This window comes from Rhodococcus gannanensis, assembly GCF_042681175.1.
In the GTDB taxonomy this organism is placed as follows: Bacteria; Actinomycetota; Actinomycetes; order Mycobacteriales; family Mycobacteriaceae; genus Rhodococcus_G; species Rhodococcus_G gannanensis.
Map to the genome: position 1 here is coordinate 369,319 of NZ_JBHUFB010000013.1, position 22,399 is coordinate 391,717.

24 protein-coding genes and 2 pseudogenes are annotated in these 22,399 nt (G+C 69.9%); 9 read left to right on the top strand and 17 right to left on the bottom strand.

The window, feature by feature from the left end; genetic code table 11:
- Positions 1-23: 23 nt before the first annotated feature.
- The gene (gene frr, locus ACFSJG_RS18945; RefSeq protein ID WP_378486773.1) at positions 24-581 is read right to left on the bottom strand and encodes a ribosome recycling factor; all 558 of its coding nucleotides are present in this window, start codon (positions 579-581) and stop codon (positions 24-26) included.
- A 45-nt stretch (positions 582-626) separates the two neighbouring features.
- Positions 627-1,385 (bottom strand): UMP kinase, encoded by a 759-nt coding sequence (pyrH, locus tag ACFSJG_RS18950; protein WP_378486774.1) that lies wholly within the window; start codon positions 1,383-1,385, stop codon positions 627-629.
- Positions 1,386-1,583: 198 nt separating this feature from the next.
- On the opposite strand from pyrH, the gene ACFSJG_RS18955 reads away from it, so the two are divergent.
- Positions 1,584-2,375, top strand: coding sequence for an SDR family oxidoreductase (locus tag ACFSJG_RS18955; protein ID WP_378486775.1), 792 nt, complete (start codon positions 1,584-1,586; stop codon positions 2,373-2,375).
- Between the two features lie 61 nt (positions 2,376-2,436).
- On the opposite strand, the gene tsf is transcribed toward ACFSJG_RS18955, so the two are convergent.
- Complete coding sequence (gene tsf, locus ACFSJG_RS18960) at positions 2,437-3,261, bottom strand: translation elongation factor Ts (protein ID WP_378486776.1); 825 nt, start codon at positions 3,259-3,261, stop codon at positions 2,437-2,439.
- A 92-nt stretch (positions 3,262-3,353) separates the two neighbouring features.
- Positions 3,354-4,193 (bottom strand): 30S ribosomal protein S2, encoded by an 840-nt coding sequence (rpsB, locus tag ACFSJG_RS18965; RefSeq protein ID WP_378486777.1) that lies wholly within the window; start codon positions 4,191-4,193, stop codon positions 3,354-3,356.
- Between the two features lie 287 nt (positions 4,194-4,480).
- On the opposite strand from rpsB, the gene ACFSJG_RS18970 reads away from it, so the two are divergent.
- The gene (locus ACFSJG_RS18970; RefSeq protein WP_378486778.1) at positions 4,481-4,963 is read left to right on the top strand and encodes a M23 family metallopeptidase; all 483 of its coding nucleotides are present in this window, start codon (positions 4,481-4,483) and stop codon (positions 4,961-4,963) included.
- Positions 4,964-4,967: 4 nt separating this feature from the next.
- Here the strand turns inward: ACFSJG_RS18970 and ACFSJG_RS18975 are convergent, their stop codons facing one another.
- The gene (locus ACFSJG_RS18975) at positions 4,968-5,927 is read right to left on the bottom strand and encodes a tyrosine recombinase XerC (protein ID WP_378486779.1); all 960 of its coding nucleotides are present in this window, start codon (positions 5,925-5,927) and stop codon (positions 4,968-4,970) included.
- 85 nt (positions 5,928-6,012) lie between these two features.
- On the opposite strand from ACFSJG_RS18975, the gene ACFSJG_RS18980 reads away from it, so the two are divergent.
- Positions 6,013-7,194 carry a multidrug effflux MFS transporter gene (locus ACFSJG_RS18980; RefSeq protein WP_378486877.1) on the top strand — a complete coding sequence of 394 codons (1,182 nt, stop codon included), beginning with the start codon at positions 6,013-6,015 and terminating at the stop codon, positions 7,192-7,194.
- Positions 7,195-7,232: 38 nt separating this feature from the next.
- Here the strand turns inward: ACFSJG_RS18980 and ACFSJG_RS18985 are convergent, their stop codons facing one another.
- Entirely contained in the window at positions 7,233-8,009 is a 777-nt protein-coding gene (locus ACFSJG_RS18985) for a siderophore-interacting protein (protein ID WP_378486780.1), read from the bottom strand.
- A gap of 185 nt (positions 8,010-8,194) precedes the next feature.
- On the opposite strand from ACFSJG_RS18985, the gene ACFSJG_RS18990 reads away from it, so the two are divergent.
- The 3 genes and pseudogenes from ACFSJG_RS18990 to ACFSJG_RS19000 all read left to right on the top strand — a co-directional run.
- Complete coding sequence (locus ACFSJG_RS18990; protein WP_378486781.1) at positions 8,195-8,776, top strand: hypothetical protein; 582 nt, start codon at positions 8,195-8,197, stop codon at positions 8,774-8,776.
- A 214-nt stretch (positions 8,777-8,990) separates the two neighbouring features.
- Positions 8,991-9,185: pseudogene (locus ACFSJG_RS18995) on the top strand (GntR family transcriptional regulator); the annotation flags it as partial.
- A 4-nt stretch (positions 9,186-9,189) separates the two neighbouring features.
- A pseudogene (locus ACFSJG_RS19000) lies at positions 9,190-9,373 on the top strand (regulator); the annotation flags it as partial.
- Here ACFSJG_RS19000 and ACFSJG_RS19005 read toward each other — a convergent pair.
- The 4 genes from ACFSJG_RS19005 to ACFSJG_RS19020 are packed head-to-tail and all read right to left on the bottom strand — an operon-like array spanning position 9,304 to position 12,919.
- Positions 9,304-9,900 carry an EVE domain-containing protein gene (locus ACFSJG_RS19005; protein WP_378486782.1) on the bottom strand — a complete coding sequence of 199 codons (597 nt, stop codon included), beginning with the start codon at positions 9,898-9,900 and terminating at the stop codon, positions 9,304-9,306. The pseudogene ACFSJG_RS19000 and the gene ACFSJG_RS19005 sit on opposite strands and share 70 nt — an antisense overlap.
- A gap of 39 nt (positions 9,901-9,939) precedes the next feature.
- Entirely contained in the window at positions 9,940-11,058 is a 1,119-nt protein-coding gene (dprA, locus tag ACFSJG_RS19010) for a DNA-processing protein DprA (protein ID WP_378486783.1), read from the bottom strand.
- Positions 11,055-12,563: a YifB family Mg chelatase-like AAA ATPase gene (locus tag ACFSJG_RS19015; RefSeq protein WP_378486784.1), complete on the bottom strand. Its 1,509-nt coding sequence runs from the start codon at positions 12,561-12,563 to the stop codon at positions 11,055-11,057. The genes dprA and ACFSJG_RS19015 overlap by 4 nt, the downstream gene beginning before the upstream one ends.
- Positions 12,563-12,919 carry a YraN family protein gene (locus tag ACFSJG_RS19020; RefSeq protein ID WP_378486785.1) on the bottom strand — a complete coding sequence of 119 codons (357 nt, stop codon included), beginning with the start codon at positions 12,917-12,919 and terminating at the stop codon, positions 12,563-12,565. Before ACFSJG_RS19020 ends, ACFSJG_RS19015 begins: the two co-directional genes overlap by 1 nt.
- Before the next feature lie 261 nt (positions 12,920-13,180).
- On the opposite strand from ACFSJG_RS19020, the gene ACFSJG_RS19025 reads away from it, so the two are divergent.
- Together ACFSJG_RS19025 and ACFSJG_RS19030 are read left to right on the top strand one after the other, a co-directional pair.
- Positions 13,181-13,927, top strand: coding sequence for a DUF2786 domain-containing protein (locus tag ACFSJG_RS19025; RefSeq protein ID WP_378486786.1), 747 nt, complete (start codon positions 13,181-13,183; stop codon positions 13,925-13,927).
- Positions 13,924-14,436 (top strand): TIGR04338 family metallohydrolase, encoded by a 513-nt coding sequence (locus ACFSJG_RS19030; RefSeq protein WP_378486787.1) that lies wholly within the window; start codon positions 13,924-13,926, stop codon positions 14,434-14,436. Before ACFSJG_RS19025 ends, ACFSJG_RS19030 begins: the two co-directional genes overlap by 4 nt.
- Position 14,437: 1 nt before the next feature.
- Here ACFSJG_RS19030 and ACFSJG_RS19035 read toward each other — a convergent pair whose 3' ends face one another.
- The 7 genes from ACFSJG_RS19035 to ACFSJG_RS19065 form a co-directional block, all read right to left on the bottom strand.
- Positions 14,438-14,761 carry a DUF2469 domain-containing protein gene (locus ACFSJG_RS19035; protein ID WP_007536792.1) on the bottom strand — a complete coding sequence of 108 codons (324 nt, stop codon included), beginning with the start codon at positions 14,759-14,761 and terminating at the stop codon, positions 14,438-14,440.
- Between the two features lie 64 nt (positions 14,762-14,825).
- Positions 14,826-15,518: a ribonuclease HII gene (locus ACFSJG_RS19040; RefSeq protein ID WP_378486788.1), complete on the bottom strand. Its 693-nt coding sequence runs from the start codon at positions 15,516-15,518 to the stop codon at positions 14,826-14,828.
- Between the two features lie 48 nt (positions 15,519-15,566).
- Positions 15,567-16,325: a signal peptidase I gene (gene lepB, locus ACFSJG_RS19045; protein WP_378486878.1), complete on the bottom strand. Its 759-nt coding sequence runs from the start codon at positions 16,323-16,325 to the stop codon at positions 15,567-15,569.
- 223 nt (positions 16,326-16,548) lie between these two features.
- Entirely contained in the window at positions 16,549-16,890 is a 342-nt protein-coding gene (gene rplS / locus ACFSJG_RS19050) for a 50S ribosomal protein L19 (RefSeq protein WP_378486789.1), read from the bottom strand.
- Positions 16,891-17,043: 153 nt separating this feature from the next.
- The gene (locus ACFSJG_RS19055; RefSeq protein WP_378486790.1) at positions 17,044-17,877 is read right to left on the bottom strand and encodes a hypothetical protein; all 834 of its coding nucleotides are present in this window, start codon (positions 17,875-17,877) and stop codon (positions 17,044-17,046) included.
- Positions 17,877-18,800, bottom strand: coding sequence for a formylglycine-generating enzyme family protein (locus ACFSJG_RS19060; protein WP_378486879.1), 924 nt, complete (start codon positions 18,798-18,800; stop codon positions 17,877-17,879). Before ACFSJG_RS19060 ends, ACFSJG_RS19055 begins: the two co-directional genes overlap by 1 nt.
- A 90-nt stretch (positions 18,801-18,890) precedes the next feature.
- On the bottom strand, positions 18,891-21,254 hold the full coding sequence (locus ACFSJG_RS19065) for a Tex family protein (RefSeq protein ID WP_378486791.1): 2,364 nt from the start codon (positions 21,252-21,254) through the stop codon (positions 18,891-18,893).
- A 59-nt stretch (positions 21,255-21,313) separates the two neighbouring features.
- On the opposite strand from ACFSJG_RS19065, the gene ACFSJG_RS19070 reads away from it, so the two are divergent.
- Positions 21,314-22,399 (top strand): serine hydrolase, encoded by a 1,086-nt coding sequence (locus ACFSJG_RS19070; protein ID WP_378486792.1) that lies wholly within the window; start codon positions 21,314-21,316, stop codon positions 22,397-22,399.

The following is a 22,399-nucleotide window of genomic DNA, read 5'->3' on the forward strand; positions in this document are numbered from 1 at the left end:
GTGGGACGTTGGGTGGACACCGCCTAGACCTCCATCAATTCGGCTTCCTTGTGCTTGACCAGCTCGTCGATGTGGGCGACGTACTTCGCCGTCGTCTTGTCGAGCTCCTTCTCGGCGCGCCCGACCTCGTCCTCGCCGGCCTCGCCGTCCTTCTGGATCCGGTTCAGCTCGTCCATGGCCTTGCGGCGGACGTTGCGGATCGCGACCTTGGCGTCCTCACCCTTGGCCTTCGACTGCTTGACCAGCTCGCGGCGGCGCTCCTCGGTCAGCTGCGGGACCGAGACGCGGATCAGGTGACCGTCGTCGGTCGGGTTCACGCCCAGGTCCGAGTTGCGGATCGCGTTCTGGATCGGGCCGAGCTGCGACGCCTCGTACGGCTTGATGACGACCATCCGGGCCTCCGGCACGGTGATCGACGCGACCTGCGAGATCGGGGTCATCGCGCCGTAGTACTCGATGGCGATCCGGTTGAACATGCCGGGGTTGGCGCGACCGGTACGGATGCCGCCGAGATCGTCCTTCGCCGAGGCGACGGTCTTCTCCATCTTCTCCTCTGCGTCGAAGAGAGCTTCATCGATCACGGTGGTCCTCCAGGCTCGCGGGGTTGCTTCGGGTGGTGGTGCTGGTCACGACCTCACCAGCGTTCCGATCTTCTCACCGGAGACCGCACGCGCGATGTTCCCCTCGGTGAGCAGGTTGAACACCATGATCGGCATCTGGTTGTCCATGCACAGGCTGAACGCGGTGGCGTCCGCGACCTTCAGTCCCTGCTCGATGACCTCACGATGGCTGATCTCGGTGTACATCGTCGCGGTCGGGTCGATCCGCGGGTCCGCGGTGTAGACGCCGTCGACGGCCTTCGCCATCAGGACCACGTCGGCACCGATCTCGAGAGCACGCTGCGCGGCCGTGGTGTCCGTGGAGAAGTACGGCATACCCATACCGGCGCCGAAGATCACGACGCGACCCTTCTCCAGGTGGCGACGTGCACGCAGCGGCAGGTACGGCTCCGCGACCTGCCCCATGGTGATGGCAGTCTGCACTCGGGTGTCGATGCCTTCCTTCTCCAGGAAGTCCTGCAGCGCAAGACAGTTCATGACGGTGCCGAGCATGCCCATGTAGTCGGAGCGGGCGCGGTCCATGCCGCGCTGCTGCAGCTCCGCGCCGCGGAAGAAGTTGCCGCCACCGATCACGACGGCGACCTGGACGCCGTCCTCGACGACCGCACGGATCTGCCGCGCCACCGTCTGCACGACGTCGGGATCGAGACCGACCTCGCCACCACCGAACATTTCTCCGCCGAGCTTGAGCAGGACGCGAGCGAAACCCTCGCGCCGGGCCCCCGCGTCCGACGGTGAGGAATCGGTTGGGGCGGATTCGGTCATGACTCTCCTTCTTCGTCGGATCGCGGGGTGACGCGACCAGCATGAATCGGCCATCGTCGGCGGTGCAGCCACAGATGACCCCTCCATCCTGCCCTATACCGGCCCGCGCACCACCTTCGGGGCCGTAGGCTCGCGCGGCGCGCCGCGTGCGCGACTGGGCCGGCAGGAGTCCAGGGGCTTCGACGACAAGGGAGTGTCATGATTCTCGATCGTTTCCGGGTCACCGGGCAGGTGGCGGTGGTGACCGGTGCGGGCCGCGGCGTGGGCGCCGCGTCCGCGATCGCGCTCGCCGAGGCGGGCGCCGACGTCGTGCTCGCCGCGCGAACCACCGACCAGTTGGAGAAGGTGGCCGACCAGGTCCGGTCCACGGGCAGACGAGCGCACATCGTCGCGGCGGACCTGTCCGACCTCGACCGGATCGCCGCCCTCCCCGAGGCTGCAGTCGAGGCGTTCGGCCGGCTCGACATCGTGGTCAACAACGTCGGCGGCGCCATGCCGACTCCGCTCCAGCAGACCTCGACACGGCAGCTCGAGGACGCCTTCCATTTCAACGTCTCGACGGCACATGCCCTCGTTCGAGCCGCTGTGCCACACATCCTCGACACCGCGGGAGGCGGCGCGATCGTCAACGTGTCGTCGGTCGTCGGGCGTGTCGGAGGTCGCGGCTACGCCGCGTACGGAACCGCGAAGGCCGCCGTCGCGCACTACACACGTCTCGCGGCGGCCGACCTGTCACCGCGTATCCGGGTGAACTGCGTGTCCCTCGGGTCGGTGCTCACCTCCGCACTCGACGTCGTCGCGCAGAACCCCGAGATCAAGACCGCGATGGAATCCGCGACCCCGCTGCACCGCATCGGAGACCCAGAGGACGCCTCGGCCGCGGTGCTGTACCTCTGCTCGCCTGCCGGGTCGTACCTGACCGGAAAGGTCCTCGAGGTCGACGGCGGCCTTCAGACCCCCAACCTGGACTTCGGCCTGCCCGACCTGTGACACACGACAGCGGCCCCGTCACCGAGTCGGTGACGGGGCCGCTGTGCGGAAGTGCCTGCGACTAGCTGGCGCCGACCTCGAAGCGAGCGAAACGGATCAGGGTGACCCCGGCCTCGTCCAGCAGCGCCTTGACGGTCTTCTTGCTGTCGGTGACCGAGGACTGCTCGGTCAGGACGACGTCCTTGAAGAAGCCGTTGACGCGACCCTCGACGATCTTCGGGAGAGCGGCCTCGGGCTTGCCCTCCTCCTTCGCGGTCTGCTCGGCGATGCGACGCTCGTTGTCGACGATGTCCGCGGGGACCTCGTCGCGGGTGAGGTACTTCGCCTTGAGCGCAGCGACCTGCATGGCGGCGGCACGGGCAGCCTCGGCGGCCGCGTCACCCTCGCCGGTGTACTCGATCAGGACGCCGACGGCGGGCGGCAGATCGGAAGCACGCTTGTGCAGGTAGGTCGCGACCGGGCCGTCGAAAGCGACGACGCGACGGAGCTCGAGCTTCTCGCCGATCTTGGCGGACAGCTCCTGGACAAGGGCATCGACGGTCTTGCCGTCGACGTCGACGGCCTTGAGGGCCTCGAGGTCGGCCGGCTTCGCCGCGGCGGCGGCGGTGACGACCTGCTCGGCGAGCGCCTGGAACTCGGCGTTCTTGGCGACGAAATCGGTCTCGGCGTTGAGCTCGATCATGACGCCGTCCTTGGCGATGACCAGGCCCTCGGCGGTGGAACGCTCGGCGCGCTTGCCGACGTCCTTGGCACCCTTGATGCGGAGCAGCTCGACAGCCTTGTCGAAGTCGCCGTCCGTCTCGGCCAGAGCGTTCTTGCAGTCCATCATTCCGGAGCCGGTGAGCTCGCGGAGCCGCTTGACGTCTGCTGCGGTGTAGTTCGCCATCGGGGGCGAGCCTCCTCGAATGAGTTTTCGGGTGGTGGAAGTCGAACGGCTCCGACCCGTCGCGTGGTGCAGTCGGGTCGGAGCCGGAGAGACTAGGCCTGCGGTGCGTCGCCCTCGGTCGCGGGCGCAGCCTCGGCAGCGGGAGCCTCGGCGGCGGGGGCGGCCTGCGCGAGCAGCTCCTGCTCCCACTCGGCGAGCGGCTCGGCGCCGGCCTCGGGCTTGCTGTCGTCGGCGGAGCCGCGGCCGGCGCGGGCCTGCAGGCCCTCGGCGACGGCGGAGGCGACGACCTTGGTCAGCAGCGCCGCGGAGCGGATGGCGTCGTCGTTGCCCGGGATCGGGTAGTCGACGAGGTCGGGGTCGCAGTTGGTGTCCAGGATCGCGATGACCGGGATGTTCAGCTTGCGAGCCTCGGAGACCGCGAGGTGCTCCTTGTTGGTGTCGACGACCCAGATGGCCGACGGAACCTTGGCCATGTCGCGGATGCCGCCGAGGGTGCGATCCAGCTTGGTCATCTCACGCGTGAGCATGAGGATTTCCTTCTTGGTGCGACCCTCGAAGCCACCGGTCTGCTCCATGGACTCGAGTTCCTTCAGGCGCAGCAGGCGCTTGTGGACCGTCGAGAAGTTGGTGAGCATGCCGCCCAGCCAGCGCTGGTTCACGAAGGGCATGCCGACGCGGGTGGCCTCGTCCGCGATGGACTCCTGCGCCTGCTTCTTGGTGCCGACGAACAGGATGGTGCCACCGTGTGCAACGGTCTCCTTGACGAACTCGTACGCCTTGTCGATGTACGTCAGGGTCTGCTGCAGGTCGATGATGTAGATGCCGTTGCGGTCCGTGAGGATGAAACGCTTCATCTTCGGGTTCCAGCGACGGGTCTGATGCCCGAAGTGGGTACCACTGTCGAGCATCTGCTTCATGGTTACGACAGCCATGGCTGTTGTACCTCTTTCAATTGCCGGTTGTCGCAGGAGTCGGTGACCCCTGCCCTGGCGCCCGACAGCACTCGGACCCTGCACGAATGCGGGACCAGCCGAGAGCTGTTGTCAATGCGCGGGCGCGCGAAGTCGGACTGCGCGAGCACAGACCGCCCAGCGAGTGTACTGCCCGCACCGGCCCGGATCACAATCGGCTCGTTTCCCCTGTGGACGGGCCCGCGTCGCCGTCCACAGCGCGGCTGCTCGGACTTCCGCCCCGCCGAACAGTCCTGGACCGTGGAGGCATGCGCCTCGTCTCGACCTTCGCCCTGGTTGCGGCACTCCTGTTGGCCGGCCCGGCAGACGCCGCCACCTCGGGATTCGTCTGGCCGCTGCGCCCTCGCCCCGTCGTGCTGACACCGTTCGATCCACCCGCCCGCGACTGGCTGCCCGGGCATCGCGGCGTCGACCTCGCGGGTGTCGCCGGTCGGTCGGTGCTCGCGGCCGGGGACGGCGTCGTCGCGTTCGCGGGTGTGGTCGCGGGCAAGCCGGTGGTCTCGATCGACCATCAGGGCGGGCTGCGCACGACCTACGAACCGGTCGAGGCCGAGGTGCGCGCCGGTGCGCGGGTGTCGGCGGGCTCGCGGATCGGGACACTGGTCGACGGCCACGAGGACTGTCCCACCGCGTGCCTGCACTGGGGTGTGCGCCGGGGCCGGGACGAGTACCTCGATCCGCTGGCGCTGGTCCGGGCGATGCCGGTGCGGCTCAAGCCGCTGCACGGGTGAGCGATCAGGCCCGCGGATGGGCCTGATCGTGCACGGCGCGCAGTCGCGCCACCGACACGTGGGTGTAGAGCTGCGTCGTGGCGAGGCTGTTGTGACCGAGCAGCTCCTGCACCACCCGCAGGTCCGCGCCGCCCTCGAGCAGATGCGTCGCTGCCGAATGCCGCAGACCGTGCGGACCCAGACTGGGCGCGCCGGGAACCGCATCGAGCACCTCGTGCACGACGGTGCGCGCCTGCCGCTGATCGAGACGACCCCCACGCTTGCCGAGCAGCAGTGCCCGCCCGGACTTCGGTGTCGCCAGCGCCGGCCGGCCCACATCCAGCCACGCGTCGAGGGCCTCCGCCGCCGGCGCCCCGAACGGAACCGACCGCTGTTTGTCCCCCTTGCCGACCACCCGGACGACGCGCCGTTCGCGATCGACGTCGTCGAGGTCGAGTCCGCACAGTTCGCCGACGCGGATCCCGCTCGCGTACAACAGCTCCACCACGAGCCGGTCCCGCACCGCGACGGGATCGAGTTGCGCCGCACCTGATTCCGCGGCCCGCATCGCCTCCTCGGCCTGTCCCTGACGGAGCACCGCGGGAAGGGTCCGGTGGGTCTTCGGGGCCGCGAGCCGCACACCCGGGTCCCGCGGGATGCGCCGGGTACGGGTCAGCCACGCCGTGAACGTGCGCGCCGACGCCGTACGCCGCGCGAGCGTCGTCCGTGCGACGCCCGCAGCGGACTGGGCGGCGAGCCAGGCCCGCAGGGTGGCGAGGTCGATGTCCTCGAGCCGGACGTCCGGATCGGCCGCGGCGACGTGGGTGAGGAGTGATCGCACGTCGCCGAGATACGCCCGGACCGTGTGCTCGGACCTCCCCCGTTCGAGGCGGAGGTGGTCGGTGTACGAGTCGAGCAGCTCGGCCAGTCGGGGTGGCAGCGGTTCGGCGGCGTCACCGGGGGCGGACTGCTCGGCAGGAGGCATGTGTCGAAGAGTCACCGGGGCAAGGGAATAAATCAAGCATCCGCGCCGCTGGCTCTCGGATGTGACCCGCGCGATTCCGCTGCCGATGCTGTTGGCGCTAGCACTGCTCTCTGCGATCGCCCCGCTGGCAACCGACATGTACCTCCCCGGACTGCCCGCGCTGGCGGACGATCTGGGTACCTCGACGTCCTCGGTCCAGCTGACGCTGACGACGTTCATGGCCGGCCTCGGCGTCGGGCAGCTGATCGTCGGTCCGCTGTCCGACGGCTGGGGACGCCGCCGACTGCTGCTGGGCGGGACGGTGGTGTTCGCGATCAGCGGTCTACTGTGCGCGATCGCCCCGTCGGTGGAGGCGCTCGTCGCCGCGCGGTTGCTGCAGGGACTCAGCGGCGGCGCCGCGATCGTGCTGGCACGGGCGGTGATCACCGACCGGACCACCGGAGACCTGGCGGCGAAACTGTTCTCGATGCTGATGATCATCGGCAGTGTCGCGCCGGTCCTCGCGCCGGTCCTCGGCGGCGCCCTGCTCGGCCCGATCGGTTGGCGCGGGATCTTCTGGGTCCTCACCGGCACCGGGATCCTGATGGTCGTGGCCGTGCTGGCCGTGGTCCCCGAGACGCTCGCGCCCGAACGCAGACACGGCGGCGGGCTGGCGGCACACGCCCACAACCTGCGCTACGTGCTCGGCAACCGTCGATACGTCGGGTACGCCCTCACCTTCGTCTTCGGATTCGGCGCGCTGTTCTCGTACATCGCAGCGTCGCCGTTCGTGGTCCAGGACGTCCTGGGGCTCACCGCGGGCCAGTTCTCGATCGTGTTCGCGGTGAACTCGCTCGGCCTCATGGCGGGCAGCATCGTCAACACCCGCCTGATCGGGCGCTTCCACGCCCGGCAGATGCTGGGCGTCGGGGTGGCGACGCTGCTGGTGGCGGGCGTCGCACTGACCCTCGAGGCCACCGTCGGCGGGGCCGATCGGGCGGTGTTCCTGCCCCTCCTGTTCGCGGTGCCGGTCGCGATCGGATTCACGATGGGCAACGCGACGGCACTCGCCCAGTCCGAGGTCCGCGAGGCCGCCGGAACCGGCTCCGCCGTCATGGGCGCCGGGCAGTTCGGACTGGCGGCCCTGGTCTCCCCGCTGGCGGGCGGCTCGGCCGCCGGAATGGCGATCAGCATCCTGGTGTGTGCCGCGATCGCGGCGCTGTCGCTGTTCACGCTCACGCAGGCACCGGCGTCGCGGACCGACGAGGCGGAGCCGGCGCGACCGTAGGCCACCCGAGCGAACCGCTGCTCGCTCGGGTGACGGCCTCAGCCCGCGGTCTCGGCGGCCGCGAGATCGGACTTCCAGACCCGGAAGCCCTCCTCGGTGCGTCCACGCCGCCAGTAGCCGGAGATGGACGCCCACTCGGCGGTGACACCGCGCTCCTTGCGGATGTACGGACGGATTCCGTGCATCACGGACTGCGCCTCGCCGTGTACGAAGACGTGCGGCCGGCCCGGCCACCACTCGGCCCCGCGGACCGCGGCGACCAGCGGAGCGTTCTCCCCGGCCCGGTCGTCGCCGACCTCGCCCGCCCCGGCGCCGCGGTGCACCCAGGTGACCGTCGCGTCGGCGGCGGTGACGAAGTCGATCTCGTCCTCCGGGCCCGCTGCCTCGACGAAGACCTGGGCGCGGGCACCGGCTGGCATCGCTGCGAGCGCTGCCGCGATCGCGGGCACGGCGGACTCGTCGCCCGCGAGCAGGTGCCAGTCCGCGTCACCGCGGGGCGCGTACGCCCCGCCCGGCCCCCGCATCGCCAGTTCGTCGCCCGGCTGCGCGTTCGCCGCCCAGCGGCCGGCGACCCCCTCGTCCCCGTGCACGACGAAGTCGATCGCGATCCGACGGTTCACGGTGTCGACGGTGCGGACGGTGTACGTGCGCAGCACCGGCTCCTCGTCGGTGCCGAACACCAGCTTCACGTAGGCGTCGGTGAAGGCGTTCGGCGCGAAGTCGTCGAACCCCGGTCCACCGAGATACACCCGCACGAGATGCGGCGTCAGCTGCTCGGTTCGCTCGACCGTCAGCACGACGGAGGGTCGTGGCATGTTCTGACCTCGTCTCTTCACCCTGCTTATTAGGTTCACCTAAGACAGCGTACGCGCCGCTCGGTGCGGCCGGTCCGCCCACGAACGCGCAGAGCTCGGACGACTCCCGGCACCGCCCTGGCCGCTGCCAGGCATACTCCTTCGGTCGCAGTCGGATTCCCAATCCATCGAAAACCCGGAGGATCATGAAGCTCGCCCGCCGCACCATCACCGCCGCCGCGGTCTCCGCAGTCGCGCTCGCCGCCGTTCTCACCGGATGCTCGTCCGAGTCGACGGACACGGCGACGTCGGGCTCCGAGTGCGTGGACGCCACCCTGCCCAACGCGACCGCGGACGAGATCGTCGACGTCCTGCGGCCTCAGCCCGCCGGCGAGGAGGACGACGCCTACCGTCAGCTCGTCACCCAGTTCGAGGCGGCCAGGGCCGCGGAAGTCGAGCGGGTGCAGTCGAGCAGCGTCTTCACCGGTGTTCCCGAAGGCGGCGATGCCGCGTTCGTCACCGCAGTGTGCGGGCAGGCCCGGTGGGACTCCGCGACGACCGCGGACGGCGTCGAGGTCGCGAGCGTTCGGGGCCAGCGTGCCGTGATCGCCTCGGCCGGCCACACGTTCTGCGACACCTACGAGCAGTTGCTGCCGTCTGCCGAGTCGACCGAGGCGTGGTCCGACTGGCCCGGCTACGTGGAGATGATGACCCGCGGCGACGACTCCGACGACGCGAAGCAGCTGTACGCGTCGGCCCTCGAGAACATCTGCCCCCAGTTCGCCTGAGCCCGGCCCGATTCGTGGCGGGTGCGCCCGCGCCCGCCACGAATCGCCGATCCGGCGCCAACTATGGCCGCACTGTGAATCCTTGACGGCCTTGGCCTTTCGCACCCCAGGACACGGAAGCCACCGATCGCGGACGAGCCTACGGCGGCGCGCACCCCTACAATTGCCGACAATCGACGTGCCGATCGATCCGGGAGGACACCGGACACCCGACATGACGGCCACCGAGCGACACCTCCACCAGACACTGCCCGCGACACTCGTCGAGGTCGCGGCGGATCGGGTGCGGGGAGCCATCCTCAGCGGGGCGCTTGAGCCCGGCGAGAAGATCGTCGAGGAGCAGTTGTGCGCGGACCTCGACATCAGTCGGGCGCAGCTGCGCGAGGCGTTGCGGCAACTGGCGCAGCAGGCGTGCGGGCACCGGCGCGGTGCTGTCGTTCATCGGGCTCATCCACCCCCCGGAGGTGGCATGGGCCGCCAGTCCGGAGGTCGCGCTCGGCTACGCCTTCTTCGCGATCGTGCCTCGCCTACCTGTTCCTCCCCGGGGCGAAGGACCCGGTGGAGGTCGACGAATCGGATGTGGTCGCGGGACACTGACCGCGGCCCCACCCCACCTGCGTCAGGACGGCGGCGCCGACGCGCGCTGCGACCAGATCGGTCAGCGCCGCCGTCTCGTCGGGAGTGAGGTATCCGGGGTTCGGCATCCGCGGTGCCCGGATCTGCTCGCAGCGCGCCAGCCCGGGTGCCGCCAGGATCTCCGACCTCGGAACGTACGTCGTCGGGGTCAAACGCACCGCGGTGAACTCGACGCCGAGGCAGGGCGCCGCGATCTTCTCCAGATCAACGGCGTGCTCGGCGTCGAAGCCGTCCGGCCAGTCGAGTACGCCGTCGCTGGTGACCACCCCGATCTCGTGCACGCCCGGGTTTTTCGGTCCGGTCACCCACAGCGCGATCAGGTCGCCTCGGCGGACCAGAGCCGGCCGCGCCGAGGCCGGACTCATGCTCCAGTTGCTCTCGCACACCTGTGGATCCGGTCCGGTCACCGCGCGGCCACCGAACCAGTCCCACACCGACGGATTGCACTTGACGATCCAGCACCCGACATCGCTTCGTGAAACAGCCACTGTCCCCTCCTGTTTCCTTGTGTGAACATTCCGAGTACGTCAGCGACGCCGAAACCATCCCGACTCGTCCTGACCGACCACGCCCTCCAGTTCGAGCATCGGCAGAGCGCCTCGGACCGCCGCCAGCGGTTGACCCGACTGCTCCGACAGCTCCCGCACCCCGATCGCCCCCGTCGCCGGCAGGGCCTCATACACCGACAACTCGACAGCCGACAGCGAATCGAGACGCCGAGCCGGACCGGACTCGTTCTCCTCCAGCGTGATCGGTCCAGCCGCAGCGATCACGTCCTCCGCCCGCGCGACCAGTTGTGCGTACCCGTCGCGGATCATGCGGTGGCACCCGACCGATGCCGCCGAGGTGACGGGCCCGGGCACGGCAAGCACCGGCTTCCCCAGCCTGGAGGACCATGCCGCCGTGTTCCGCGCCCCACTGCGCGCGCCGGCCTCCACCACCAGAACGGCATCGGACAGACCGGCGACGAGACGGTTCCGCGCCAGGAACCGGTGCCGCGCCGGCGCGACTCCCAGTGGGTACTCGCTGAGCACGATGCCCGTTTCGGCGATGTCGCGCAGCATCCGTGCGTGCCCCGCCGGATAGGCACGGTCGACCCCGCAGGCAAGCACCGCGACGGTCGGCGCCCCCGCCGCCAGCGCCGCTCTGTGCGCCACCCCGTCGATGCCGTACGCCGCTCCCGAGACGACGGTCAACCCGGCCCCGCTCAGATCCTCGACGAACCGGGCGGTCACGTGTTCGCCGTACCCGCTGGCGGCCCGGGTGCCGACGACGGCCACGGCCCGCTCGGTCAACTCCACCAGCGATCCGCTGCCGAGCGCCCACAACGCCAACGGGAGCGCGGCGTCCCGGTCGCGCCGTGCGTCGACACCCCCGAACGCCAACAGTTTCCACGCCGGCCATTCCTCGTCGTCGGGCGTGATCAGCCGTCCAACCAACCGGTCGAGCCTCTCGAGGTCCCGTTCCGCGGTGTCGAGCGCCCGACGTGCCTCGGTTCGTGTGCGCAGCACCTCGGGCAGATCGGCACCACGAACCGCGCGAGCAGCCTCCTCGGGGCCGACGGCAGCGACGAGCTCGACCAGCGGCGCGCAGGGACCGAGCGCCACCTGCGACAGATAGGCCCACGCCAGCGTCCGGGTGCTCATGCGCTCCACCTGTCCCGGAAACCGAGCGCGAGACCCACCTCGTCTGCGCCGGGCGACGGCAGTCCGGCCAGATCGGAAATGGTCCATGCAACCCTCAGTGCGCGATCGGCGCCACGGGCGGTGATCTCGCCGCCACGCAACGCCCGCTCCATTCCGGACAGCGCCTGGCGACCGAGCCGGAATCGTTGTCGCAGAGCCGGTCCCGGGACCTCGGCGTTGGTTCGCCATCCGAACTCGGACCAGCGTTCCACCGCGGCCGCCCGAGCCGTCTCCACGCGCTCCCGCACGGCGGCGGTGCTCTCCGCCGCATCGCCGTTGAGTGCGCCCACCGACACCGCGAACATCTGGACCCGGAGATCCACCCGATCCATCAGGGGACCCGACAGCTTGCCGAGATACCGACGGCGCGCGGTCGGGGCACACACACAGTCCTCGGCACGGGGCGGCGCGCACGGACACGGATTCGCCGCCAGGATCAACTGGAACCGTGCCGGATAGCGGGCTATCCCGTCGCGCCGGGCGATCCGCACCTCGCCGTCCTCCAGCGGAGTCCGCAACGCCTCCAGCGACTTGACGCCCAGTTCCGCGCACTCGTCGAGGAACAGGACGCCCCGATGCGCTCGGCTGACCGCGCCGGGGCGCGCCATCCCCGACCCCCCGCCGACGAGGGCGCTGATCGAGCAGGTGTGGTGCGGCGCGACGAACGGCGGCTCCGTGATCAACGGTTGCTCGGCGGTGAGCAGCCCGGCGACCGAGTGGATCGCCGTCACCTCCAGCGACTCCTCCTCGCCGAGTGCGGGCAGGATCCCCGGAAGTCGCTGCGCCAGCATCGTCTTCCCGATGCCCGGCGGGCCCGTCAGCATCAGGTGATGGGCTCCCGCCGCAGCCACCTCCAGCGCGAGCCTCGCCTCCTCCTGGCCCGCCACCTCACTCAGATCCGGAACCGCCCGCACACCGTCGCGGTCCACCGGACCCGGCCGCGCCAACGCGAGTTCCCCGCGCAGCCACTCGACCACCTCGCGTAGATCCCGTGCACCGAGCACGTCCATGCCGTCGACGAGCCCGGCCTCCGCCAGCGCGACGTACGGCACCACGACTGTCGTCCACCCGGCATGTTTCGCGGCGAGCACCGCAGGCAGGATCCCGCGCACGGTCCGCAACCGGCCGTCGAGCGCCAACTCGCCCAGCAGCACCGTCGTGTCCAGGTCGCCCACCGGCACGACACCCGCCGCGGCCAGCACCGCACACGACAGGGCCAGGTCGTAGGCACTGCCACCCTTCGGCAGCGTCGCCGGCGACAGTGCCAGGGTGATCCGCGAATCCGGCCACTTCTCACCGATGTTCGTCACCGCCGCCCGCACCCGGTCCCGCGACTCCTTGAGCGCACTGTCCGGCAGCCCGACCAGGTGCACGCCCGGCAGCCCGCGACCGAGGTCGGCCTCGATCTCGACGATCTCCCCTTCGACCCCGCGCACCGCTACCGAGTACGCCCGCCCCAGCGCCATCAGAACACCGCCTCGAGATGCGTCAGGTCCGGTGCACACCCCGGCGCCAGCACCACCGCGACCACGTCGAACCGCACATGCCGCCACCCGCGCGGCTGCTCCCGCAGCCACAGCGCCGCGAGCTTGCGGATCCGCGCCTGCTTCGCGTACGTCACCGCCTCGGCGGGCGTTCCGTGGCCGCGACCGGTGCGTGTCTTGACCTCCACGAACACCACGGCGTCCCCCGCCTCGGCGATCACGTCCACCTCGCCGTACCGGCACCGCCAGTTCCGCGCGAGCACCGTCATCCCCCGCCCCGCCAGATGCTCGACGGCCATGTCTTCGCCGAGCGCCCCCAACTCCAGATTTCGCGCCATGCCCAGACCCTGCACCCCACACCACACCAACCCCGGACACCCACCTGGGCTTTCACCCGACCCTGTGGATGAAAACGCGGCTGGGTACAACTTCTCCTCGGATGCCCGACCGCCGACCCCGCCCAGGTGGGCTGAATGTCACATCGTGCGCACCCAGCGCGCACGATGTGACATTGCGCCCACCGCGAAGTCAGGCAACGAGCCGACGCTCGGGTGCGGCGTAGGGCTGCGCTGTCGGAGGCGGCCGCTACCCTGGGCCGGGTGAGCTCGGAGAAGATGCTGGTCCGCATCGGTGGGCTGCTGCGGCAAGCCGAGTCGACGGACAACCCGCACGAGGCGGAAGCCTTCATGGAGGCCGCGCAGCGGCTCGCCACCGCCACCGCGATCGACCTGGCGGTGGCCCGCGCCCACACCTCGTCACGGGAGCGACGCGCCACCCCGGTGCAGCGGGCGATCTCCATCGGCGAGCCCGGCCGCAGAGGGCTGCGCACCTACGTGCAGCTGTTCGTCGCGATCGCGTCCGCCAACGACGTGCAGTGCGACGTCGCGCACAACTCGACGCAGGTGTTCGCGTACGGGTTCGTCTCGGACATCGACGCCTGCCAGGCGCTGTACTCGTCGCTGCTGATGCAGATGGTCCGGGCGTCGGACGCCTACCTGCGGTCGGGTGCGCACAAGCCGGTCGCGGGCGTCACGGCTCGGCTGAACTTCCAGCTGGCGTTCGCCGCCCGAATCGGGCAGCGGCTCGCGGAGACGAAGCGGGACGTCGAAGCGACCGTGGCGGCCGGCGCGAACGACGCAACCGGAACCGCACTCGTGTTGCGGGACAAGCAGATCGAGCTCCGAGACTTCTACACGCATACCTCCAAGGCGCGAGGCACCTGGCGCGGTCCGCAGTCCGGCGTCGCGCGATCCGACAAGGCGCGGCGCGCGGGCGACCGCGCGGGGCGCGATGCCCGCATCGGCCGGTCCACCGAACTCCCGTCCGCACGCAAGCGGTTGGCGTGACGGTCCGCGACGCCCAGCGGTCGCGGGTGTACGAGGCCGAGGCGCTGGTCCGGCGCGTGTTCGACCGCGCCGACGCGGGAACCGGCCGGCAGGTGGAACTGTACGGATCGTCGATCACGCTCCCGGTCGAGCGACGGTTCGCCTCGGTCGACTCCGTCCAGGACTACTCCGACCGCGTCCTCGCGTTGAACTGGGTCCGGGAGACGTGGCCGCGTGCCGCCGTCCCGATCACCGTCCGTCAGCGCGCCGGGACGACCGCCGCCCACTACGAACCCGCCACCGCGACGCTCGCCGTCCCGACGTCGGGCAGCGGCACCCGCTGGGCGCTACGGGAGCTGGTGGTCCTGCACGAGCTCGCGCACCATCTCGAACCGGACGGATCCGACGAGGCCCCGCACGGGCCACCGTTCGTGGACCGCTACCTCACGTTGGTCGACGGCGTCATCGGTGCCGAGGCGGCGCTTCTGCTGCGCGCCACCCTCGTCGAGGGTGGCGTCCGGCTCGGCTGACTCAGCCTCCGAACGGGCCGTTCTCGGGCAGCCTCAGATCCGACTTCTCGAGCTCCTCGATGTTGACGTCCTTGAACGTGATGACCCGGACGTGCTTGACGAACCGCGCGGGCCGGTACATGTCCCACACCCAGGCGTCGGCCATCCGCACCTCGAAGTAGATTTCGCCGTCGGCGTTGTGCGGGACCAGTTCGACAGAGTTTGCGAGGTAGAAGCGGCGCTCGGTCTCCACGACGTAGGCGAACTGGCCGACGATGTCCTTGTACTCACGGTAGAGCGACAGCTCCATCTCCGTTTCGTACTTCTCGAGATCTTCGGCACTCATCGGTGTGGTCGTCCTCCTGCGTATTGCCTGCCCGAACAACCCGGTGTCGGGTGTCGACGTCCCATCATCCCGCACCGACCGCCGCGGTGTACATCGCACCCGCCGCACCACCGACTGCGGATCGCACGTTCGCGTACGACATCCGGTGCTCGCGGCTCGGCCCGAGCAGCGACAGCGCCTGGGTGTGTGCCGCGGTGCTGTAGCCCTTGTGCCCCGCGAAGCCGTATCCGGGGATCGTCTCGTCCATCGCGACCATCGTCCGGTCGCGGGAGACCTTCGCGAGCACGCTCGCAGCGGCGATGCAGGCCGCCGACGCGTCGCCGCCGATCACCGGGAGCGACGGCGCCGCGAGCCCGGGAACCCGGAACCCGTCCGTGAGGACGTAGCCGGGTGGCCGGTGCAGGCCCGCCACTGCTCGCCGCATGCCCTCGATGTTGGCGACGTGCACCCCGAGCCTGTCGACCTCGGCGGCCGGGATCTCGATGACACACCAGGCCGCAGCGAGCCGCTGGATCACCGGGAACAGTTCCTCCCGGGCCCGCTCGGTGAGCTTCTTCGAGTCGTCGAGCCCCTCGAGTGCCCGGTGCGGTTTCGGTCCCAGCACGCACGCCGCGACCACCAGTGGTCCTGCGCATGCACCGCGGCCGGCCTCGTCGACTCCGGCGACGGGACCGAGGCCCGTCCGGATCAGGGCGGACTCCATGGTCCGCAGGCCCGATGCCCTGCGGATCACGGTGCGCGGCGGCCACTTCGTCACGTCGGTAGATCCACTTCGATCACGTCACTTCGCTCAGGGGGCAGGCCGTCAGCTCGTCTGCGGGTTGGGCGAGTCGATCGTTCCCCACCGTGACGGCGGCAGCACGATGAGTACGGCCTTGCCGATCACATTGTCCACCGGCACGGTGCCGCCGAGCTCGTCGCCGACGTGGTACCGCGAGTCCGCCGAGTTGCTGCGGTTGTCACCCATCACCCACAGGTTGCCCTCGGGAACCGTGTAGGGGCCGAAGCAGCGGCCCGAGCGGACCGGGGTGTCACACGTCTGGGTGCCGGGGACGAACGGGAAGTCCGTCACCACGTACGGCTCGTCGAGGGGTTTGCCGTCGACGAGGACCCGGCCCTGGTCGTCACAGCACTCGACCGTCTGTCCGCCGGTCGCGATGACACGCTTGACGAGATCGTTCTCGTCCGGCGGCACGAGACCGACCAGAGAGCCGACCTCCTGGATTCCGCGAACCACCACGTTCGAGGACCGGGTCGAGACGAACTCGGTGTTCCAGGAATCGGGACCCTTGAAGACCACGACGTCACCCGGCTCCGGATCACCGAAGTGGTAGCCGATCTTCTCCACCAGGATCCGGTCGCCCGTGCAGCCCGGGCATCCGTGCAGCGTCGGCTCCATCGACTCCGACGGGATCAGGTACACCCGCGCGATGAACGTCTGCAGCACGAAGCTGAGCAGCAATGCCACCACGATGAGAATGGGGAGCTCACGCCAGAAGGAGCGGGACTTCTTCTTGGGCCGCACCGACACACTGTCGGGGCCGTTCGCGCCGTTGTCCGGCACCGTCGATTCCTGCGGGGTATCTGCCACCGCAACAGGTTAGCGTCTGCCCGGTCCGGCCCTTGCCGCGTTGGCATTCGGCGAACGTGACGCACGGCGTCACCGAGGTCGCTTCCCCCGGAAACGGAGCAGCCCGGCCCGGAGAAGTCCGGGCCGGGCTGATCCGGCATGCGCGAAGCTCAGGCGCACACGAGCGGAACGCTCGGTGCAGATCCGAGCTGGAAGCTCAGCGCTTCTCCTTGATCTTCGCGGCCTTGCCACGCAGATCGCGGAGGTAGTACAGCTTGGCGCGACGCACGTCACCGCGGGTCAGCACCTCGAGCTGGGCGATGTTCGGGCTGTGCACCGGGAAGGTGCGCTCGACGCCGACACCGAAGGAGACCTTGCGGACCGTGAAGGTCTCGCGAACGCCGCCGCCCTGACGCCGGATAACGACGCCCTTGAAGACCTGCACGCGCTCCTTCGAGCCCTCGATGACCTTGACGTGCACGTTCAGGGTGTCACCGGGACGGAACTCCGGGATGTCGTTACGGAGCGACTGGGCGTCCAGGAAGTCCAGTGTGTTCATTGATTCATCCTTGCGTTTCTTCGCATGAGCAGAGGACCCGAGCGGCACCGCTCTCGCGGCGCTCGGCTGGTTCGTGCTCCGATTAAGGGGTGCGCCTGTGCAGGCAACCCCCCGATTGTGCCAGATCGCAGGCCCGACGGGAAATCCGCCGGGTCACCCGCGCGACACCGGGGCGGGCGCCGGGCGTACGGTGCGCTCCAGTTCGGCCTCGGTCGCCGTCATCGCGTGCTCCACGCTCGGCGTTCCAGCAATCAGGTCCTGGAGGAATATTTTCGCCCTGATCAGAGGGCGTCGGTAGCGTTTCTCCCGCACCACCGCGCGGGCCATCTTCTTCGGCTTGTCCTGATACCGCCACCTCGCCCACGGCGCACCGGGCCGGCTCAACCGGATCGCTCCCACCAGTAACAGAGGCGACACGAACATGCCGAACAGCGCGGTCCAGATCTTCCCCTTCGCGATCACGACGCCGGCGACCGCGAGGCTGATCAGTGCCGACACGACGAGCGCCAGGCGCACCCAGGGGTTCGGGTTGTCCCGGAAGTCGGTCGGATTGACGATCGCGTCCGGTCGCGCACCGAGAAGCAGCAGGCCGGTGACAGCCACCGCCGCGAACACCGCGTCGACCGACGCGCGGCCCTGCTGCGACCAGTACACGTCCTTGAGATAGAAGATCAGAGCAAACTCGTCGAGGACGAGCGCGGCACCGACCCCGAACAGCGCCGCGAGGACCGCGCCCGAGGTCTGGGTACCGTCCTCGTAGATCGCGATCAGCGCGACCCCGGACACCAGCATCATGACGACGCCGAACACCACGTGGTGGACGTGCTGACCTCCGGGCGTCACGTTCCCCGGCCACCACCGCACCTGCGCCCGGATCATTCGCACGCTGAATCGGATGAAGACGAACCCACCGATGAAGCCGAGCAGGAAGAAGAGCAACGGCACCCGGCCGGTGTCGACGATCTGATGCTCGAACCAGCGGCTCATCAGTCCGGTCCCGGCTCCAGGGAGATGCACCGGAAGCCGATGTGGCAGGTTGAGGTCTCCTCGGTGTCGCCCTGCCGCGCCGCCGGCCGGTACCGCAGGCAGTAGTTCGGCGCGCACAGGTGCGAGCCGCCCTTGATCACCCGCCGCGGATACGTCTCGCCGTCACGCCGGACCACGGCCTCCACCCGCGGGTTGCGGGGGATGCAGCACGCGCTCGCGGGTGCCACGTTCCGGCCGGACGCGCCGTGATCGGCGGAGTGGTAGTCGGTCGTCCACTGCCACACGTTGCCCGCCATGTCGACGAGGCCGTAGCCGTTCGGCCGGAACGATCCGACCGGGGACGTTCCCGGGAAGCCGTCGTCGACGAGGTTCTGCCACGGGAAGCTGCCCTGCCAGGTGTTGGCCTGGTGCCGCCCGCCCGGGGTGAACACGTCGCCCCACACGTAGGTGGCGCGGTCGAGTCCGCCGCGGGCCGCGAACTCCCACTGCGCCTCGGTCGGCAGTTCCTTGCCCGCCCACCCGGCGTAGGCCAGGGCGTCCGAATAAGCCACATGGGTGACCGGATGCCGTTCGCGTCCACCGACATTGCTGCCCGGGCCCTCGGGGTGCCGCCAGTCCGCGCCCGGCGTCCAGGACCACCACCGCCGGTAGTCGTCCAGGGACACCGGTCCCGGCGGGGGGGTGAACACCAGTGAGCCCGGCACCAGATCCGCGGGATCGGCATCGGGATAGTCGGCCGCGTCGGGCGTGGTCTCGGCGACGGTGACGTGCCCGGTGTCCTTCACGAACCTCCGGAACTCCGCCACCGTCACCGGATGGATGTCCATCCAGAACCCGTCGACGTGGACCTGGTGCACCGGACGTTCCTCGGGATAGAAGTCCTCCGAGCCCATCCAGAAGGTGCCACCGGGAATCCACGCCATGTTCTTCGGAGTTACCGCGACTGCCACCGGCACAGCATCCCACGCGGGGCACCGCCTTTCGCGCGGTGCCGTCGGCGCGTGGTGGTGCCGTCAGTTGCCGAAGCCCGCCTTGCGGAGCGCGTCGGCCATGGAGCCGGAGGCGGGACGCTCGGCGCGACCGCCCTGCTGCCTGCCACCCGACTGGCGATCTCCGCTGCGCTGACCGCCACCACGGTTGCCCCCGCCACGGTTGCCCCCGCCACGGTTTCCGCCGCCGTTGCGCTCGCCGCCCTGGCCGCCCCGCGACCCCGGCTGCTTCGGCGCGCCCGGCTCGTCGTCGAGGCGCAGGCTCAGTCCGACACGCTGCCGCGCGACGTCGACCTCCATGATCTTCACCTTCACCACGTCACCGGACTTGACGACCTCACGGGGGTCACGGACGAAGCTGTGCGACATCGCGGACACGTGGACGAGCCCGTCCTGGTGGACTCCGACGTCGACGAAGGCGCCGAACGCGGCGACGTTCGTGACGACGCCCTCGAGAACCATGCCGGGCTTCAGGTCGGCGACCTTCTCGACGCCCGCCGCGAAGGTGGCGGTCTTGAACTCCGGCCGTGGATCGCGGCCGGGCTTCTCGAGCTCGGCGATGATGTCGGTGACGGTCGGGACGCCGAACGTCTCGTCGGCGAACTGTTGCGGACGCAGTGTCCGCAGCATCGACGTGTTGCCGATGATCTCCTTCACCGTCGATCCCTGTGCGTCGACGATCCGGCGCACCACCGGGTACGCCTCGGGGTGCACGGCGGAGGCGTCGAGCGGATCGTCCCCGTCGGGGATCTTGAGGAAGCCGGCGCACTGCTCGAACGCCTTCGGACCGAGCCTGGGCACGTCCTTGAGCGCGGCGCGGGTGCGGAACGGACCGTTGGCGTCGCGGTGCGCGACGATCGACTCGGCCAGCGAGCCGGCAATGCCCGACACTCGGGACAGCAGCGGAACGGATGCGGTGTTGACATCGACGCCGACGGCGTTCACCGCGTCCTCCACGACCGCGTCGAGAGAGCGCGCGAGCAGCGATTCGGAGACGTCGTGCTGATACTGGCCGACACCGATGGACTTCGGGTCGATCTTCACCAGCTCGGCGAGGGGATCCTGGAGACGACGGGCGATCGACACGGCGCCGCGGATCGACACGTCGAGGTCGGGCAGTTCCTGGGAGGCGTACGCGGAGGCCGAGTACACCGACGCGCCCGCCTCGGACACCATCACCTTGGTCAGGTTCGCGTCCGGGAACTTCGCGATCAGATCGGCGGCGAGCGCGTCGGTTTCGCGGGACGCGGTGCCGTTGCCGATGGCGATCAGGTCGACGCGGTGCTTGGCGGCGAGCCCGGCGAGCGTGGCCAGCGACTGGTCCCACTTGTTCGCCGGCTGGTGCGGGTAGATGGTCGCGTGGTCGAGCACCTTGCCGGTCGCGTCGACGACCGCGACCTTGGTTCCGGTGCGGAACCCGGGATCGAGACCCATGGTGGCGCGGGTGCCCGCGGGCGCCGCGAGCAGCAGGTCCTTGAGGTTCATCGCGAACACGTCGACGGCGTCCCGTTCCGCGGACTGCCGCAACCGCATCCGGGTGTCGATGCCGAGGCTGACGGCCAGCTTCGTCTTCCACGCCCAGCGGACGGTGTCCAGCAGCCAGCGGTCCGCGGGGCGACCACGGTCGGCGACGCCGAAGCGGGCGGCGATGCGGCCCTCGTAGACCGTCGCCTCGCCGGGAACCAGGGGCTCGCTGTCCGCGTCGATGCTCAGCGAGAGCACCTCCTCCTTCTCACCGCGCAGTAGCGCGAGGATCCGGTGCGACGGCAGCTTCTCGAACGGCTCGGAGAACTCGAAGTAGTCGGCGAACTTCGCGCCGTCGGTCTCCTTGCCCGCACGGACCGACGACGTCACCTGGCCACGACGCCACATCGTCTCGCGCAGTTCGCCGACCAGGTCGGCGTCCTCCGCGAACTGCTCGACCAGGATCGCGCGGGCGCCGTCGAGCTGTTCGGCCGTGTACTGCGCGGGGTCGACGGACGGATCGGTGAGCAGGGTGTCGGCGACGGGCTGATGACCGGCCTCCCGCGCGATCTGCGCCTTGGTACGCCGCTTCGGCTTGAACGGAAGGTAGATGTCCTCGAGCCGCGCCTTGGTGTCGGCGAGGACGAGCTGGTCCTCGAGCTCGTCGGTCAGCTTGTCCTGGGAGCGGATCGACTCGATGATCGCCACGCGCCGCTCGTCGAGCTCACGCAGGTACCGCAGGCGCTCGTCCAGTTGCCGGAGTTGCACGTCGTCGAGGCCGCCGGTCACCTCCTTGCGGTACCGGGCGATGAACGGGACCGTCGCGCCGCCGTCGAGGAGGTCCACGGCGGCGCGTACCTGCTCCTCTCGAACGTCGAGTTCCTCGGCGATGCGCTGGTTCACGGATTTCAGGGCAGAGGTCACGGCGATCGACCCTACAGCTACGATTTCAGGTGAGAGTGCACGGACACGAGGGCGGCAGAGTGAGCAGGCGTCGGTACGTAGCGGCGTTGGCCGTCGCGATCGGGACGACGATCGCCGGGACCGGCTGTGCCATTCCGTCGGGGACCACCGACCCTTACGCCACATACCACTCGGAGGAGTGGTCGGATCTCCCGGCCGCACGCGTGCCGGCACCGATTCCGCCGTCGGGAGACAGCGCAGAGGGGGACGTCCCGGGCACCGGAGGCTGGACGCCCGCGGCAACGACGTCCGGGCCGCTTCCCACCGACCTGGCCGAGAGGGTCACGGCCGCCCGTGCTTCAGCCGCGGCCCGCGGCGCCGACGTCGCCGTGTCCCTTCTCGACCGGACGACCGGGGACCGCGTCGTCGCCGACGGGGACGTACTCGTCGAAACCGCCTCGGTGGCCAAGATCTTCATCGCCGATGCGGTGTTCCACGAGACCACGGCACCGTCCGATCCCGATCTCGAGCTGATCGCCCGGATGCTGGAACGGTCCGACGACGACGCCGCGACGGCGTTGTGGTCCGAGCACGGCGGCTCCGCGCTCGTGGACGATGTCGTCGCCCGCTACGGACTGCACGCCACGGCCGCCCCGTGGGACGGCAACTGGTGGAACACCACGACCACACCGGACGATCTCGTCGACTACTACGCGGGACTGCTCGGCGGAGCAGGCGGACTGACCGACGACGCGGCGACCGCGATTGTCTCCCGTCTGCGAGCCGGCACCCCCACCGCCGCAGACGGATACGACCAGTGGTTCGGAATCCCGGACGCCCTCGACTTCGAGGTCGGCGACGTCGCCTTCAAGCAGGGCTGGATGTGCTGCGTCTCGGGACGGTGGGTGCACCTGTCGACGGCGGTCGTCGGACCGGACTCACGGTACGTGCTGGTCGTGGTGTCCCACGAGACGGTGACCTACGAGTCCCCGACCCGGGAGACCACGGTCGAGGATCTCGCAGCCGGAAGCGACGACGCCGGCTGGGATTCGGTCCTGCCCGACACGTCCCTCGATCCGGCCGTCGACGACGTCAGTGCCGCGCACGCGCGCGAGACGCTCACCGACGTCGTGCGGATCATGTTCCCGGAGGGGCGAATCGGGTGA